This window comes from Streptomyces zaomyceticus (genome assembly GCF_014656215.1).
Lineage (GTDB): Bacteria > Actinomycetota > Actinomycetes > Streptomycetales > Streptomycetaceae > Streptomyces > Streptomyces zaomyceticus.
Map to the genome: position 1 here is coordinate 76100 of NZ_BNBZ01000023.1, position 16403 is coordinate 92502.

Genomic DNA, 16403 nt, shown 5'->3' on the forward strand with positions numbered 1-16403 from the left:
GCTGCCGGGCAGGCTATCCGCGCCCTTGGGTGGCTCCGCAGGGCACGCCGATGCCCTTCGAGTGGGCTCGCGACTGCGTGGGTTCCGGGCCGTCCGCGGGCCGTGGAAGGGCGAGCGGTGGCGGCCGAGCGTGACAACGGGTGACCGCTCGACCGCAGGTCAGAGGTCGCCAGCCGGTCAGTGCCCCCGGTCGGATCAAGAACCCGGGCAAGAAGTCCGTGCCGACCTGACACCGATCACCAGCCGCCCAGTCGGTCTAGAAGGCGGTGCCTAAGCCCGGTACGTTGATCCCATGACTGACAACCGAAAGGGCAATGCCGCGTAGGCGCCCCTCTCACGTGCGGGCCGGCATCCCCATACGGAACCGCGACCGCCGACGTCTCTATCCAGCGATCGACCGCCTGTCCGGAGCCTGCGCAGCCGACATCCGCCGACTGGATCAGCGTCGCTACTGGTCTGAGGCCACAGCCGGAGCCCTTTGGCACTGGGCTGCCCTGGCCCACGGCCCTCTGAGGCGGCTGGCCAGTCCGCGCACCGAAACCCGATGCGACATCCGCGAATGCGGCTGCGATCCCTCCCTCTACCGCGACCACCTTGAAGAGGTCCTGCACGCCCTTCCTGCGAAGTCGGCCCGCGAGCTGCGACGACGCGTGAGGGCTCTCGACTCGAAGATCCTGGCCCGTGCCAAGGTCATCCCCGCCGACTCTCCCGACGTCAGATGGTGGCCAGGCCAGTTCTAGCCACCGATCGGTCGGAGATCACGGACTGCCCCACAGACCCCGTGATCAGCGGAAACGCTGAGCGCGGGGTCTTGTTGCAGGTGCGGGCGTGTGCCGTTCGTGGATGGAGTCTCGGCGCATCGGCGCACGTCCGTCCGGAGAGCGGCGAAGGCCCCCGGACGGCTCCGGGGGCCTTGCCGTCGGGGGTGGATCACCCTCTGATCTCTCGTACCAGGACGTCGTTCTCATCGGTCAGTTCCAGCTCGTGGGGCAGCCCGAAGCCGTTGAGAAGACGTCCCAGTTCGTCGAGGCGGGCAGGGTCCACGACACCGTTGAGCAGGACGGCCGCGTCGTCGGTCGGATCGATCTCGATCCGGCACCAGCTGGTCTCCAGCTCGTAGCCGTGCCAGGACGACGAGCGGGCCCTCCAGCCGGCGCCGGCGAAGCGAGCAGCCACGGCGGAGGCGTCACGGCAGCCGCGGAGCGTGCCGCACACGTTGTTGCCCAGGTCGATCCACTGTCGACCGAGCCTCTGCCTCTCGTCAGGTATGTCCACGTCCGGAGTATGCGGCAGGTGGGCGACCGTGCTCACTCGTGTTCTCTCGGGGATCTTCGGCGCGCCGATTCTCGATCTCCTGACGGCCGTTGAGCCACTGCTCCCAGAACCCCTCAGCGCCCCTCGGCCGACCCGGAGCAGGGCTTCCTGGAGAGCCGCCGCACCGAACCCGAGCCCTGCTCTGACGGCGTATCGCCGGAGCCGGCGGCCGACATGCGGGGTGACTCGCCCGGTGATGCAATGGAGCCACTGAGAGAGCCACGACATCAGGGGTTGCGCCGTGAACGACGAAGCCGAAGAGCTGGGACCCATCGACTATCTGATCGTGGAGTTCCCCGGCAACCGAATGACCGGCGAGGGTCTGCCCCTCCTGGTCGATCTCGTGGACCGTGGCCTCATTCGCATCCTCGACCTGACCTTCGTCAGGAAGGAGGAGGACGGCTCCGTGAGCGGCCTCGAGATCGCCGACCTCACCGGTGACGGCGAGCTCGACCTGGCCGTGTTCGAGGGAGCCTCCTCCGGACTCATCGGTGAGGACGACCTCGAAGAGGCCGCGAACGCCCTGCAGCCGGGCAACTCCGCCGGGATCCTCGTCTACGAGAACCGTTGGGCCGCGCCTTTCGCCGCAGCCCTGGCCCGGGGTGGTGCCCAGGTGGTCGCCTCCGGGCGGATCCCCGTACCCGCCATCCTGGCCGCGCTCGACAGCGTCGACGGCGCTTCCTGAGCGTCGGCCGGCCCCAGTCGAGGAACAGAAGGGAATCTCCATGCCAGGCCTTCTCCGCGGGGTCGCGCGTACGGCCGTCGTCGCCGGAACCGCCACCGCCGTGTCGAACCGAGTGAGCCGCCGCCAGCAGGGCCGATGGGCTGCCCAGCAGGAGCCGCAGGAGCCGCAGTACGCGGCTCCGCCCCCGCCGCCCGCACCCGCCGCCCCTCCCGCGGGCTCCGACATGTCCAGCAAGATCGATCAGCTCAAGCAGCTCGGTGAGCTCAAGGACCAGGGCGTTCTCACCGAGAGCGAGTTCGAGGAACAGAAGCGCAGGATCCTCCAGGGCTGATCCCTACGCCGTGCCGTGTCCGCCGCCCCGATCCTCGGGGCGGCGGATTCGGCGTTCTCCGCCCGCTCCCCCACCCTCTCGCAGCAGGGCCCCCGGGGCGGAGAACCCGGGGGCCGCCTGCTGCGAGGGCGGGATGCGTGTTACGCCGTGCGCTTGCGCGGCGGCGTCTTCTTCGCCGTCGCCGTCGTCTTCTTCGCCGCCGTCTTCTTCGTCGTCGACTTCGCCGTGCTCTTCTTCGCCGCCGCCTTCTTCGTCCCCGCGCCGGCCGTCGACGTCGACTTGCGGGCCGGAGCCGCCTTCTTCTTCGCGGGCGCGCGCGACGTCGACTTCTTGCCCCCCGTCTCCTTCGGCGTCCCGCGCGGCTTGAGCTCGGTCACCACCGCGTCCTCGCCCCGCGCCTCCTTCGCCGCGCGGACGCTGTTCTCCAGCGCCGCCATCAGGTCGATGACCTGGCCGCCTCCCGGTTCCTCACCCGCGCTCGGGGCCGGCACTCCCTCGCCGCCCTCCGCCTTCGCCGCGATCATCTCCTCGACCGCCGTGCGGTAGTCGTCGTGCAGCGTGCTGATGTCGACCTCGCCGAGCGTGGCCATCAGGGCGTCCGCCAGGTCGAGTTCGGCGTCCCGTACGCTCACCGGGCTCTCCGGCGCCACGCCCTCCGGCGCGCGGATCTCGTCCGGCCAGAGCAGGCCGTGCATCGCGATCACGTCGTCCACCACCCGCAGCATGCCGAGCCGTTCCCGCCCCCTGAGGGCGTACTTGGCCACGGCCACCTTCTCGCTGCGCTTGAGCGCCTCGCGGAGCAGGGTGTACGGCTTCGCCGCGGGTACGCCGTTCGCCGAGAGGTAGTACGCGGCGTCCATCTGGAGCGGGTCGATCTCGCCGGCCGGTACGAACGCGACGATCTCGATCGTCTTCGCCGTCGGGAGCGGCAGCGTCGCCAGATCCTCCTCGGTGATCGGGATCATGGACCCGTCGGCATCCTCGTACGCCTTGCCGATCTCCGCCTGGGGGACCTCCTCGCCGTCCAGCTCGCACACCTTCTTGTAGCGGACCCGTCCGCCGTCCTCGGTGTGGATCTGGCGGAAGGAGACGGACCGGCTCTCCGTGGCGTTCACCAATTTGATCGGGATGCTGACCAGGCCGAAGGATATGGCGCCGTTCCAGATGGATCGCACGTTCTTTCCCTCCGGGTGGGATCAGGGCGATTTATCGCCAATCGTGGGATTCTCATCGTATGACGCCTCTCACAGAGGTGGAGGGGCGGCGCCTCACCCTCAGCAACCTGGAGAAGGTCCTCCACCCGGTCACCGGCACCACCAAGGGCGAGCTGCTCCACTACTACGCGACCGTCGGGCCCGCGATCCTGCCCCATCTCCGCGATCGCCCGGTGTCCTTCCTGCGCTACCCGGACGGTCCCGACGGGCAGCTGTTCTTCACCAAGAATCCGCCTCCCGGCACACCCTCCTGGGTGAGGACCACCCCCGTACCCCGCTCCGAGGACCCCCGGGCCCGCCAGGTCGTGGTCGAGGACCTTCCCTCGCTCATGTGGGCCGCGAACCTCGTCGTCGAGTTCCACACGCCCCAGTGGCGGGCCTCCTCCCCCGCCCTCGCCGACCGCCTCGTGTTCGACCTCGACCCCGGGCCTCCCGCGACCGTCCTCGAGTGCTGCCGGGTCGCCCTGCACCTGCGCGAGCGGCTCTCGGCGGACGGCCTCACCGCCTTCGCCAAGACCTCCGGCTCCAAGGGGCTGCACCTGCTCGTCCCGGTGACTCCGACGCCCTCCGCCCACGTCTCGGCGTACGCCCGCCGCCTCGCCGTCGAGGCGGAGGCCGCGCTCCCCGATCTCGTCGTGCACCGGATGGCCAAGGCCCTGCGGCCCGGGAAGGTCTTCGTCGACCACAGCCAGAACGCCGCCGCCAAGACGACCGCCACCCCCTACACCCTGCGGGCCCGGGCCCTCCCCTCGGTCTCCGCGCCCGTCACCTGGGAGGAGGTCGAGGAGAGCGCCCGCCCGGACGCGGACCCCGATGCCCTGGTTCTCCTCATGGACGACATCGCGCCACGTCTGGAGCGGTACGGGGAGCTCCTGGCGCCCCTCTTCGCGCCCGAGCTCGCGGGGAGTGTGCCGTGAGGGGGCTTGGGGGTGGGACCGGTGGGACCGGTGGGGCTTGGGGAAGGGGCGGGGCCGGGGGGATCCTCGGCGGGTCCGGGAGCGCCGGAGGGCTTGGGGGCGCCGGAGGGGTTGGGGGCGGGGCCGTCGTTCTTCCGCCCGTCGACGTCATGCGGCCCCGGTCCGCCGACGAGATCCCCGAACAGCGAGAGCCTCCCCGCGAGCTCCAGTACTCCCTCAAGCTCGACGGCTTCCGCGCGCTCGCCTTCGTCCTCGACGACGGGAAGGTCGTCCTCCAGTCGCGTTCGCGCCGGGACCTCGCTCCCGAGTTCCCCGAGATCGCCGCGCACCTGCGGGACCAGTTGCCGGTCGGGATCGTTCTCGACGGTGAGCTGTGCGCGTACCGGGAAGGGCGGCTGAGCTTCACCGACCTCCTCCGCTCCCACGCCGACCGGACCCGCACCGGCGTCCCCGTCTCGTACATCGCCTTCGATCTCCTCGCCGTCCCCGGGCGCGACGTACGGGGCCTGCCTCTCCGTGACCGGTGGGAGCTGCTCGGTACCGCCCTGCTGGACGCCGAGCCGCCGCTCCAGCGCGTGCTCGCCACGCTGGACGAGGAGACCGCGCGCGGCTGGTTCCGTGACCTGCGGGACGCGGGGGTCGAGGGGATCGTCGCCAAGGCGCTGAACTCGACCTACCGGGCGGGTTCCACCTGGGCCTGGCGCAAAATCCGCCACATGGACACGAGTGACGGGCTCCTGCTCGGTGTCCTCGGGCCGCCCGACCGGCCCCGGACCCTGGTCGTACGGCTCCCCGACGGGCGCACCGTGACCACCTCGCCCCGGCTCACCCCGGCGCAGGCCCGCGAGGTCGGCGCTCTGGTGGGCGACCGCGCGGGGCCGCTCGCCCAGGACCCGGAGCACGGCCCGGTGCGATGGGTGGACCCGCCGCTCCCCGTCGAGCTGCGGCAGATCGCGGGGCGGCAGCGGCAGGAGAACGCGACGTTCGTCCGCGTCCGGTCGGAGGGCTGAGGAGTGAGGGGTGGGGGGTGGGGGTGGGGAGTGCTGGGCCGAGGGCTGCTGGGCCAGGGGGTCGGGGGCTGCTGGGCTGCTGGACTGCAGGGCTGAGGAGTGAGGGGCCGCCGAGGGCCGCCGAGGGCTGCCGAGCCGCCGAGCCCCCGAGCCGCGCATCGGGGGCCGCCGCCCGGGCGCCCGCCCGGCCGCCCGCGGCCCCCGCCTCCCCGTGAAGTGCCCGCGCCGCGAGAAGGGGCCCCCTGGCCCCCGTACCGCTCGACTGCGGCGCCAAACCGTCCCGGATACCGTTCCGGCCACTCCGCAGCCGTTCCTTCGGCGGGGAACGGCGCGCCTTCCGGCTCGGGACCCGCGTCCGCGCCGCGGAGGCCGGCGTCGTCGAGGCCGGGCGCCGCATCGCCCTGCCACCCGCCCACCGCCCGTTCCTCACCGAGGTGGGCCGGTCGGGCGCCGGGCCGTACCGCGGACTTCTCCCGCCGGACCGGTGTCGGCTCTTCACCGGTCCACGGCCGTCGGCTCCCGACCGTCCGGGAGCGGCGGGGGTGACGCGGGCTCCGGGAACGCCCTGCCCCGCCGGCCTCCGAACGCCCGCGCCTCCCTGCCTCCCGGCCGCCCCGTGCGGCTTCACCTGCGCGTCACCGTCCGAGCCGGGTCGTGGTCGCTCCCCGCTCGTCGTCGGGACGGGCTGTTCGGACCCGCGCCTCGCCGGTGTCAACGGCCCGCTCAGCGGTCGGGTGATCACGGGCGGCGCCGACGGTTTCCGCGAGCCGGACGTCTCCTTCGCCCGGGAGTTCCCCACCCGGCACGGTCGGTGACTCGACCATCCGGCGGACGGCCCCGACGACCGTGCCCCCGAAAACGGCCTCTCCTCGCCTCACCGCCCCCTCCCCCGGGGCCCCCACGGGCGTGCACTGAGCGCAACTGCCCTGCTCCGCACCGTACATGGCGCAAAGAGGCCGCAACTCGGGTTCCTGGCAGGTCCGGTGTCGCCGGTAAGGCCTTGCCGCCCTTCCCGTGGTGCACACTTGCTGACTGTTACAGCGCTCACGGGGAAGGCGGCCTGGCCAATGCTGACGGGGATCGAGGAGGTCGACTGGGCCTCGTTGGGGCACGCGTACGGCCCCGCGGACGACGTGCCGGAGCTGCTCCGCGGACTCGCCTCCGCCGATCCCGCGGAGCGCGAGACCGCCCTCGACGGCATGTACGGGGCCGTGCACCACCAGGGCGACGTCTACGACTCCACCCTCGCCTGCATCCCCTTCCTCCTCGAACTCGTCGCCGACCCCGGCGTCCAGGACCGGGGCTGCATCGTCGAGCTGCTCACCAGCATCGGCGGGATCGAGCTCGACGACGACGAGGAACTGGACGAACTCGACCCGGAGGACGAGGAGTTCATCCCCGCCGCCAACTACGCGATGGCCGCGGCCGCCATCGCCGCGGGCGCCGACGTCTTCCTCGGGCTCGTCTCGGACCCGGACCCCGAGGTGCGGCTGGCCGCACCCTGCGCGCTCGCCTCGCTGCACCCCGAGCCCGCGCGGGTGCTGGGACTGCTGCGGGAGCGGCTCACCGTCGAGCGGGACACCGAGGTCCGGCTCGCCCTGGTCGCCGCCGTCGGGCGGATCGCCCTGCGGCACGCGTCGCTGCGCGCCGAGACCGTCGACTGGCTCGGCTGGCTCGCCCGCGCCGCGCAGGACCCGGGACTCCGTCTCGCGGCCCTCGCGCAGCGGGCCCGCTGCGCGCCCGCCGACATCCCGGACGACATCGTGCCGTGGGTGACGGGGCTCCTCGAGGAGATCCGGACCTCGGCGCAGGGTCCGATCGCCGCCGGAGCCGAGCGGGCCGCCACGCCGACTCTCATCGGGCAGGTCCGCGAGCTCCTCGAGGAGCATGCCGCCGGGCGTCCCGCCCCCTGGACGGAGGAGCTGCTCCGGACGCTGCACGCCGCGCTCGACGACCGGGTCGACGACCGCATCGCGCTGATCGTCGCGCAGCTGCGCAGCCCCGACTGGGGGCAGCGTTCGGACGCGATCTGGCTGTGCGGCGGTTTGATACGGATCTGGCGGGGGCGGTACGAGGAGGTCGTCCGGCTCGTCGGGGCGCAGCTCCACGATCCCGAGCCGCGGCTCCGGGAGGCGGCCACCTCGTTCCTGGAGCGGCTCTTCGAGCTGGGCGCGCCCGCCGCCGACGCCCTCGTGACCCGCCTCACCACCGGCCCGGTCGTGGGACCGGGCGGCGGTGGCGGGCACGGCGGTGGTGGTCAGGGCGGCTTCGTCGGGCGGTCCGGGCGGGACGGGGCGCTCCTCGCGCTGGCCCGCGCCGGCGACACCCGCGCGGTCCCGCTGCTCGCCCGCGCCCTGGAGGAGCACGAGGTGCGGCGGGAGCTGCTGTACGCGATGGACGGCCTGGGGCCCTCGGCCGCGATGCTCGCCCCGCTGCTGCGGCGCAGGCTCGCCGAGGTCGAGCTCGACGAGCGCCTCTACGACCGGGCCGCGCCCCTGCTGTACGCCCTGGCGGCGGTTCGGGGCAACCAGGCCGTACCGGAGGTCCTTCGGGTCCTGCGCGGGGCGCCGTCGAACCGCCGCGACTGGGTGCGGGAGGCCGCCCTGCGGACGCTGGCGGCCTTCGGTCCCGCCGCCCAGGAGGCCGTACCGGAGATGCGAAGACTCCTGGCCGCCGAATCGGCCGCGGTCGCCACGACGGCGGCGCGTGCCCTGTGGGCGGCCGAGGGCGACCTGGGCGAGGTGCTGCCCGCGCTGGAGCGGTGGCTGCGGCCGGGTGCCTCGGGCGCGGACTGGTGCGCCGCCGCCCAGGCCCTCGGCGAGATCGGCCCGGCCGCGGCCGTGACGGCTCCCGCCCTCCGGCCGGGTCTGGCCTCCCGGGACCTGTGGGTACGGGTCCGCAGCGCCGCGGCCCTGTGGCGGGTGTCCGGGGACGCGGCGACGGCCCTTCCGGTGCTGCTCGCGGCCTGGGAGGAGAATCGGCACGCGCGCGTGGACGTCGCCGAGTGTCTGGCGGAGATGGGGCCCGCGGCGTCGGAGGCCCAGTTGGTGATCCTCACCGAGCTGACCCGCCGGCGGCGTCACAACGCCCGGGAGGGCGCCTCGGGCAGCCATGACATCCACCTCGACGAGAAGCTGCTGACCTTGTGCCGGGCGGCTCTGGCGAGGATGGAGCGGGGCGCGTTCTAGGACCTGTCGTCACACTCCCGTCGTCGCCCGCGGGGCGGACGGGAGTCCGACGACAGGGCCCAGGGGTGGGTCTGTTCCACGGGTCGGGCCCCGCGTCAACGGTCCGCCCGGCCCGTCCGCCCTGCCGATCCGCCCCGTGGGCGCGGGTGAAGGGCGCCGAGGACGCCGAGGCCGGTCACCCCGGGGCCCTGCGCCCAGGGCCCTGCACCCAGGGCCCGGGCCCGGGCCCGACAACCCTCCACATAGACAAAAAGGACTTCTCCCCGAATAAGGTCTACTGGGAGTGGGCGCCGACCGGCCCCGCCCCGTCGTCCGACCGAACGAGGAGCAGTGTGAGACCGCGCGGAGTGCCGATCGCCGCCGCCGGTGTCCTGTGTGCCCTCGCGCTCGGCGGCCTCGTCGGCTGCGGCAGCGTTGAGGGCGGGCTCCAGAGCGCCGGGACCACCCCCACCGCCGTCGGGCCCGTGCGGCTCTGGCCCGATCTGCCGCCCGCGACGAATCCGCCGATCGACTACGGGGAGTCGGACACCCAGCGGGTCCCCGGCATCGACGTCCCCGACAACGACGTCCGCTCGCTGAACGCCGTGACGGTCGTCCAGGCGGAGGTGCGCGCCCACCCCGACACGTACTCCGGTGGCGACGGGCTCTACGAGGAGACCGCCCACGCGATCGAGGCCTGCGGCACCGCGCCCGCCGGCTGTCCGGTCATGCGGCCGTACTACCGCGACCTCACCGGCAACGGCCGGGACGAGTTGATCGTCGGTATCCGGATGCCGGACCAGCAGGTCGGGATCCGGGTCTATCTCGCCGAGAACGGCGGGCTCACCCGCATCATGTCCACCGTCGACCAGGTCATCAGCGTGGAGCTGGCCGGCCGGGACCTGATCATGCGGGTGGGTTCGGCGGGCATCCCCGGGTACGAGTACCGCACCGCCTGGTCCTGGGACGAGCAGCAGCACAGCATGCTCCCCACCCGCGACGAGATCGTCCGCGTGAAGCCCCCCGGCGCCGGGCCCTCGACGGTGCCCGCACCCCGCCTGGTGAGCCCGACCCCGACGCCGACGCCACCGGACGGGCCCGCGCCCCTCCCCCTGCCCCTCGAGCCGAGCCCGTGAGGGCGCCCCGGCTGCCCGCCTGGACCGCGACCCTCACCTGGAAGGCCGCGGTCTTCATCGCGGTGATGTGCTGCGCCCTCGCCGCGCTGCTCGGCGTCCTCGTCCATGTGTCGGTGACCGGGCAGACCGTGAACGACTCCCGCGAGAAGGCCCTCGCGCGGCTCACCGACGTGACCCGGCTGTACGAGGCGGGCGAGCCGATCCCCCGGTTCGCCGGGATCGACCCGCCGGGACTCCCGGGATCTCTCCGGGCACTCGCCGTCCGGGGCGAGCGCGGCACGGTCGTCGCCGACGACGTCGGGGGGCGGCCGACGATGTGGGCGGCGGGCCCCGCGGACGGCCGCGCCCTCGCCGTCCGCGTCGACTACACCCAGAGCGCCGAGACGATCGACGCGCTCGACCGCTCGATCCTCGGCTCCTCCGTCCTCGCGATCGGGGCGACGCTGCTCGTGGGCGTCTTCGCCGTCACCCGGGTCACCCGGAGGCTGCACCTCACCGCGCAGGTCGCCCGCCGGATCAGCGCCGGCGATCTCGACGCGCGCGTCGACGACCCCCGTACGAAGGATCCCTCGCGTCCCCAGGACGAGGTGGCCACGGTCTCCGGGGCGCTCGACACGATGGCGTCCTCGCTGCAGAGCAAGCTGCAGAGCGAGCAGCGGTTCACCGCCGATGTGGCGCACGAGCTGCGCACCCCGCTGACCGGGCTCTCGGCCGCCGCCGAACTGCTGCCGGAGGGGCGGCCGTCGGAGCTCGTACGGGACCGGGTCCGGGCGATGCGCGGTCTCACCGAGGACCTCCTGGAGATCTCCCGGCTGGACGCCCGCAACGAGACCGTCGACCTGGCCGTGCACGAGCTCGGCCCGCTCGCGGAGCGGGTGGTGCGCGCCTCGGGCACGGAGACCGAGGTGCGGGTCGTCCGGGACGCGACGGTGGAGACGGACCGGCGGCGCCTGGAGCGGGTGCTCGGCAATCTGGTCGCCAACGCGCACAAGCACGGGGCCCCGCCGGTGGTGGTGACCGTGGACGGGCCGGTGGTGTCCGTACGGGACCACGGGCCCGGCTATCCCGGCTATCTGCTGGAGTCGGGGCCGCAGCGGTTCCGTACGGAGAGCGGGGGCAAGGGGCACGGCCTCGGGCTGACGATCGCGGTGGGACAGGCGGAGGTGATCGGCGCCGAGCTGGTCTTCGCCGGGGGTGCGGGCGGCGGCGCCGAGGCGCTGCTGCGGCTGCCCGAGTACGTGGCCTTCTCGGACCCGACGCCGGTGGACTGAGGAGCCGTCCCGGGACGGGGCGTGTGACGGCGCTCCGCCACAGGGCGAGTGGCGGCGCTCTCCCGCAGGTGCGCGAAGGTGGTCCGCCGCGAGGCACGGAACGGTGCCCCCCCACATGGCTCGGAGCGGCGTTCCACGCGCCGTACGGAACGGTGCTCCACGGCACACCGTCACACAAAAGGGACATAGGGCATACCGCTTGCTACGTTGCGGCCATGACCGCACCGCGCACGGACGCACCCCCGCCCGGGGTCCGCATCCCGAAGCGCCGCGGCGTGGAACTCTCCCTCCTCGTCTGCGCCGTCCTCATCTCCGTCTACGGCTACGCCGAGGTCGGACTCGCCCGCAGCGGCGCCGTACCCCCGGACGCCGTGCGCTACGGCGCCGGCCTCGGTCTGCTCGCGCTCGTCGCCCATCTCGCGGTCCGCTTCCGCGCCCCGTACGCCGATCCGCTGCTGCTGCCGATCGCGGTCCTGCTCAACGGCCTCGGCCTGGTCCTGATCTACCGGCTCGACCTGGAGACGCCGAACGACCAGGCGGCGGCGACACAGCTGGTCTGGTCGACGCTCGGCGTGACGCTCTTCATCGTGGTGGTCCTGCTGCTCCGTGACCATCGCACCCTCCAGGGGTACGCGTACGTGTCGGTGGCCGCGGCGCTCGCGCTGATGATCCTGCCGATCTTCTTCCCCGCGGTGAACGGCGCCAAGATCTGGATCCGGCTCGGCGGTCTCTCCTTCCAGCCGGGCGAGTTCGCCAAGATCCTGCTCGCGGTCTTCTTCGCCGCGTACCTCGCGGCCAACCGCAACGCCCTCGCCTACACCGGCCGCCGGATCTGGAAGTTCCAGTTCCCGACGGGACGGGTGCTCGGGCCCATCGTGGCGATCTGGCTGCTGAGCGTCGGCGTCCTCGTCCTCGAACGGGACCTGGGCACCTCGCTGCTCTTCTTCGGCCTCTTCGTGATCATGCTGTACGTGGCGACCGGGCGCACCGGCTGGATCGCGGTCGGGCTCGTCCTCGCCTCCGCCGGGGCCTTCCTCGTCGGCTCCCTCGAACCGCATGTGCACAGCAGGGTGGAGGACTGGCTCGACCCCTTCGCCTCGATCCGCGCGGGAGACGGGCCGGGACAGCTCGCGCAGTCGCTGTTCGCCTTCGCGGCCGGCGGCATGCTCGGCTCGGGACTCGGCCTGGGCCATTCCGTCCTGATCGGCTTCGCCACCAAGTCGGACTTCATCCTCGCCACGGCCGGCGAGGAGTTGGGGCTCGTCGGCCTGACCGCCCTCTTCCTTCTGTACGCGCTGCTCGTCGCCCGCGGCTACCGCGCCGGTCTCTCCCTTCGGGACCCCTTCGGGCGGCTCCTCGCGATCGGGCTCGCCTCGATCGTGGCGCTCCAGGTCTTCGTGATCGCGGGCGGGGTGATGGGGCTGATCCCGCTCACCGGTATGGCGATGCCGTTCCTGGCGCAGGGGGGTTCCTCGGTGGTCACCAACTGGGTGATCGTCGCCCTCCTCATCCGGGTCAGCGACTCGGCGCGCGCGCCGCAGCCGGACGACGCCGACACCGGGACCCTCGCGCCGGTCAAGGAGGGGGCCTCGTGATCCGGCCGAACGCCCCCGGAGGGACGCAGGTGATCCCGCCGTACGCCCCGAAGGGAACCTCGTGATCCGGTACGCCCGGCGGGCCGCCGCGCTCTGTCTCGTGCTGCTCGTGGCACTTCTCGTCAACTCGGCGCGCGTGATGATCCTCGAGGCCGAGTCGCTCGACGACAATCCGGCCAACCGGCGGATCGCGATCAACCGCTACGCGCAGCCGCGCGGCGCGATCGTCGTCGACGGGAAGCCGGTGACGGGATCCCGCGACAGCGGGCAGCAGCTCCGCTGGGAACGGACCTACCCCCAGGGACCGTTGTACGCGCCGCTGACCGGCTACGCCTCGCAGACCTACGGCACGACCCTCGTCGAGCACGCCGAGGACGCGATCCTGGCCGGCACCGAACCGATGCTGGCGCCGCTGCCCCTCTGGAACGACCTCACCCGCGGCCGGCAGCCTGGCGGTGACGTCGTGACGACGATCCGCTCCTCGATGCAGCAGGCCGCCTTCCGGGGTCTCGACGGGAAGCGCGGCGCGGTCGTCGCGGTGGAGCCGCACAGCGGCCGGATCCTGGCGCTCGTCAGCTCGCCCTCGTACGACCCCGGGGTCCTCTCCGGCACGGGCCGGAAGGTCAAGGACGCCTGGGAGCGGCTCAACACCTCGCCGAACCAGCCGATGCTGAACCGGGCGCTGCGGCAGACCTACCCTCCGGGCTCCACGTTCAAGATCGTGACCGCCGCGGCCGCGCTCGACGCGGGGGCGGTACGGGACGTGGACGCGCCCACGGACACCCCGGACCCGTTCGTCCTGCCCGGCACCCGCCAGGTGCTGCCGAACGAGGCGACCGGCTGCGGCGACGCGTCCCTCGCGTACGCGATCCAGTGGTCGTGCAACACGGTGATGGCCGGCCTCGGGGTGGAGGTCGGTCTGGACGGGATGGTCGACGCGGTGGAGAAGTTCGGCTTCAACGACACGGGGCTCCGGGTGCCGTCCTGGGTGGCGAAGTCCAACTTCGACCGGGAGATGAGCCCGGACCAGCTGGCGCTGTCGTCGATCGGGCAGTTCGACACGACGGCGACGCCGCTCCAGATGGCGATGGTGGCGTCGGCCGTGGCCAACAACGGGGAGATCGCCCACCCGTATCTCGTCGACCGCACGACGACCTCGGGCGGAACGACCGTCGACCGTACGGGCCGCCGCAGTTACCGGCAGGCGATGAACCCCTCGACCGCCATGCAGCTCCAGCGTCTGATGGTGAAGGCGGTCGAGGACGGCACGGGCACGAACGCGGCCATCCCCGGCGCACGGGTCGGCGGCAAGACGGGCACGGCCCAGCACGGCTTCGGCAACACCGGCACCCCGTACGCCTGGTTCATCGCCTGGGCGCAGGCCGAGGACGCGGCCCAGCCGGCCGTCGCGGTCGCGGTGGTCGTGGAGGACGCGGAGGCGGCCCGTACGGACATCAGCGGGGGCGGCAGCGCCGCCCCGATCGCGAAGGCCGTGATGGAGGAGGCGCTGCGACTGGAGGCGGAGGCGCGGCGGTAGCCCGGAGGGTGCGGGGAGGGATGGAACCGGGGGATGGTTGCCGGCTGACGGGTGACGGCGTCGGGTGTCGGCGGACGGCGCCGAGTGTCGGGACGGCACCGCGTTTCGGGACGGCGCCGTCGGCGGTGCCGGGCGCCGCCCGTGGGCCTCAGCCGGTCGGCTTGCCGGTCGGCTCACCCGCCTGCTTGCCGAGCGGCTGCCGGACCTCCGCGCGGATCTTGGCCGTGGTCTCGGCGAGTGCGGCCAGATCGATGTCCTTCGGGTCGCCGGTGGACGATTCGGCGGTGACCAGCGCCACGGCGGCCGCCGTGCTGTCGTCGCCCCAGGCACACATGGGGAGCGTGGTCGTACCGAGGGCGTCCTTGGACCGGGTGACCTGACAGCTGATGGTCACGCCGTACCCGGCGGGGGTGAACTTCCGGGGCCGGACGACGAGCGTGGAGCCCTTGTCCGTCGCGGCGCCCCTGAGGATGGACGAGCGGGCGTCCTCGGGGTTCTTGATGCGCCCGTACATTCCGGAGAGGACGAGGACGGCCCCGTCCTCGCCGCTGTACTGCCCGACCGCCGCCCTGGCGTCCTTCACGCTCAGGTCGGGGGTGTCCTCGATCTCCTTGCCCTGGGTCTCGGAGAGGTCGGAGACCAGGTCGTACTTCCCTGCGAGGAGGGTCTTGGGGACGACGAGCCGGTGCGTCGCCTCGGGGAAGCCGCCGGTGATGCTGTCGAAGCCGGCCTTCACCGCGTAGCCGAGACCGCCGACGAGGGCCAGGGATCCGACGACGATGGCGACGATCGCCCCGGTCGACATCTTCTTCTTCGGCGGGGGCCCCATGGGCGGCTGCCCCCAGCCGCCGACGCCCGGCCCCGGGCCCGTCCCAGGACCCGGGTACTGCGGCGGAACGCCCTGCTGGGGGTGGTTCTGCGGCCAGTGGTTCCGCGGAGCACCGAACGCGCCGGGCTGCTGCGGGGGCGGCACGGGTCCGCCGTACGGGCCGTGCGGCGGCCGAGGGGGCTGGGGCGGAAGGTTCGGCGAGGGCGGCATGCTCATGACGGTCACGCTACGTCACCCCTCTGACAGCGCCCTCCCCCGGCCCGCCCGCTCCCCGCCTACTCCCCCGCCGCCCCCTCCGCGATCGCGTCCGCCACCTCCGTCACCCTGGCCCGTTCCTCCTGTGCGAAGCGCTCCGCGTCGAGCCGTTCCGCGATCTCCTCGTCCTGGGTCATCAGCAGGTCGAGGTTGGAGTCGCCGAGGTCGAAGACGCCCATGTCGACATAGGCCTTCTGGAGGCGCTCGCCCCAGAGGCCGATGTCCTTCACGCAGGGGACGATCCGGCTGAAGAGCAGCTTGCGGAAGAGGTGCAGGAACTCGCTCTGCTCGCTCAGCTCCTCGGCCTCCTTCCGCGGGATGCCGAAGTTCTCCAGGACCTCGACGCCGCGCAGCCGGTCGCGCATCAGATGGCAGCCCTCGATGACGAACTCCTCGCGCTCGCGGAGTTCGGCGTCGGACAGCTGCTTGTAGTAGTCGCGCAGGGCCATCCGGCCGAAGGCCACGTGACGGGCCTCGTCCTGCATCACGTACGCGAGGATCTGCTTGGGCAGGGGCTTGTCGGTGGTGTCGCGGATCATGCCGAACGCGGCGAGGGCCAGCCCCTCGATGAGGACCTGCATGCCGAGGTAGGGCATGTCCCAGCGGGAGTCGCGCAGGGTGTCGTCGAGCAGGCCCCGCAGGTTGTCGTTGATCGGATAGAGCATGCCGATCTTCTCGTGGAGGAAGCGGCCGTAGATCTCGGCGTGCCGTGCCTCGTCCATGGTCTGGGTGGCCGAGTAGAACTTGGCGTCCAGGTCGGGCACGGACTCGACGATCCGGGCGGCGCAGATCATGGCGCCCTGCTCGCCGTGGAGGAACTGGCTGAACTGCCAGGCGGAGTAGTGCCGGCGCAGGTCGCCCTTGTCCTTCTCGGTCATCTTCGCCCAGTGGCGGGTGCCGTGGAGGGTCAGGACCTCGTCGGGGGTGCCGAGCGGGTCGTACGGGTCGACCTCCAGGTCCCAGTCGATCCGGGTGGCGCCGTCCCACTGTTTGTCCTTGCCCTTCTGGTAGAGGGCGAGGAGGCGCTCGCGGCCATCCTCGTACTCCCAGGAGAAGCGGGCGGCGCCGGTGGCGGGGACCTGCCAGCTCGGGCTGGACGGGGCCGTGGTGTACAGGTCGCGCGTCGACACTGACGCCTCCTT

General features: G+C 72.7%; 13 protein-coding genes. 9 read left to right on the forward strand and 4 right to left on the reverse strand.

Going from position 1 to position 16403, the window contains the following annotated elements:
- Positions 1 to 930: 930 nt before the first annotated feature.
- Positions 931 to 1275, reverse strand: a complete 345-nt coding sequence (locus tag IE311_RS26280) for a hypothetical protein (protein WP_189834283.1) — start codon at positions 1273 to 1275, stop codon at positions 931 to 933.
- 280 nt (positions 1276 to 1555) lie between these two features.
- Here IE311_RS26280 and IE311_RS26285 point away from each other — a divergent pair, with 280 nt between their 5' ends.
- On the forward strand, positions 1556 to 1999 hold the full coding sequence (locus IE311_RS26285; RefSeq protein WP_189834284.1) for a DUF6325 family protein: 444 nt from the start codon (positions 1556 to 1558) through the stop codon (positions 1997 to 1999).
- A gap of 40 nt (positions 2000 to 2039) precedes the next feature.
- Positions 2040 to 2330 carry an SHOCT domain-containing protein gene (locus IE311_RS26290; protein ID WP_189834285.1) on the forward strand — a complete coding sequence of 97 codons (291 nt, stop codon included), beginning with the start codon at positions 2040 to 2042 and terminating at the stop codon, positions 2328 to 2330.
- Positions 2331 to 2470: 140 nt separating this feature from the next.
- Here the strand turns inward: IE311_RS26290 and ku are convergent, their stop codons facing one another.
- Entirely contained in the window at positions 2471 to 3505 is a 1035-nt protein-coding gene (gene ku, locus IE311_RS26295) for a non-homologous end joining protein Ku (RefSeq protein ID WP_189834286.1), read from the reverse strand.
- Positions 3506 to 3564: 59 nt separating this feature from the next.
- Here ku and ligD point away from each other — a divergent pair, with 59 nt between their 5' ends.
- The 7 genes from ligD (at position 3565) to IE311_RS26330 (ending at position 14177) form a co-directional block, all read left to right on the forward strand.
- A complete protein-coding gene (gene ligD, locus IE311_RS26300; RefSeq protein ID WP_189834287.1) occupies positions 3565 to 4461 on the forward strand; it encodes a non-homologous end-joining DNA ligase in 897 nt (298 codons plus the stop codon).
- Between the two features lie 149 nt (positions 4462 to 4610).
- Complete coding sequence (locus IE311_RS26305; RefSeq protein WP_189834288.1) at positions 4611 to 5471, forward strand: ATP-dependent DNA ligase; 861 nt, start codon at positions 4611 to 4613, stop codon at positions 5469 to 5471.
- A 1067-nt stretch (positions 5472 to 6538) separates the two neighbouring features.
- The gene (locus IE311_RS26310) at positions 6539 to 8659 is read left to right on the forward strand and encodes a HEAT repeat domain-containing protein (protein ID WP_189834289.1); all 2121 of its coding nucleotides are present in this window, start codon (positions 6539 to 6541) and stop codon (positions 8657 to 8659) included.
- Between the two features lie 332 nt (positions 8660 to 8991).
- The gene (locus tag IE311_RS26315; RefSeq protein WP_189834290.1) at positions 8992 to 9774 is read left to right on the forward strand and encodes a hypothetical protein; all 783 of its coding nucleotides are present in this window, start codon (positions 8992 to 8994) and stop codon (positions 9772 to 9774) included.
- Positions 9771 to 11045, forward strand: coding sequence for a sensor histidine kinase (locus IE311_RS26320; RefSeq protein ID WP_189834291.1), 1275 nt, complete (start codon positions 9771 to 9773; stop codon positions 11043 to 11045). Before IE311_RS26315 ends, IE311_RS26320 begins: the two co-directional genes overlap by 4 nt.
- 215 nt (positions 11046 to 11260) lie before the next feature.
- Positions 11261 to 12640 carry an FtsW/RodA/SpoVE family cell cycle protein gene (locus tag IE311_RS26325; protein ID WP_189834292.1) on the forward strand — a complete coding sequence of 460 codons (1380 nt, stop codon included), beginning with the start codon at positions 11261 to 11263 and terminating at the stop codon, positions 12638 to 12640.
- A 61-nt stretch (positions 12641 to 12701) separates the two neighbouring features.
- The gene (locus IE311_RS26330; RefSeq protein WP_189834293.1) at positions 12702 to 14177 is read left to right on the forward strand and encodes a penicillin-binding transpeptidase domain-containing protein; all 1476 of its coding nucleotides are present in this window, start codon (positions 12702 to 12704) and stop codon (positions 14175 to 14177) included.
- A gap of 148 nt (positions 14178 to 14325) precedes the next feature.
- On the opposite strand, the gene IE311_RS26335 is transcribed toward IE311_RS26330, so the two are convergent.
- Together IE311_RS26335 and IE311_RS26340 are read right to left on the reverse strand one after the other, a co-directional pair.
- Positions 14326 to 15222 (reverse strand): hypothetical protein, encoded by an 897-nt coding sequence (locus IE311_RS26335; protein WP_229902170.1) that lies wholly within the window; start codon positions 15220 to 15222, stop codon positions 14326 to 14328.
- Between the two features lie 59 nt (positions 15223 to 15281).
- Positions 15282 to 16391: a ferritin-like domain-containing protein gene (locus IE311_RS26340; protein WP_189834295.1), complete on the reverse strand. Its 1110-nt coding sequence runs from the start codon at positions 16389 to 16391 to the stop codon at positions 15282 to 15284.
- Between the last annotated feature and the right edge of the window lie 12 nt (positions 16392 to 16403).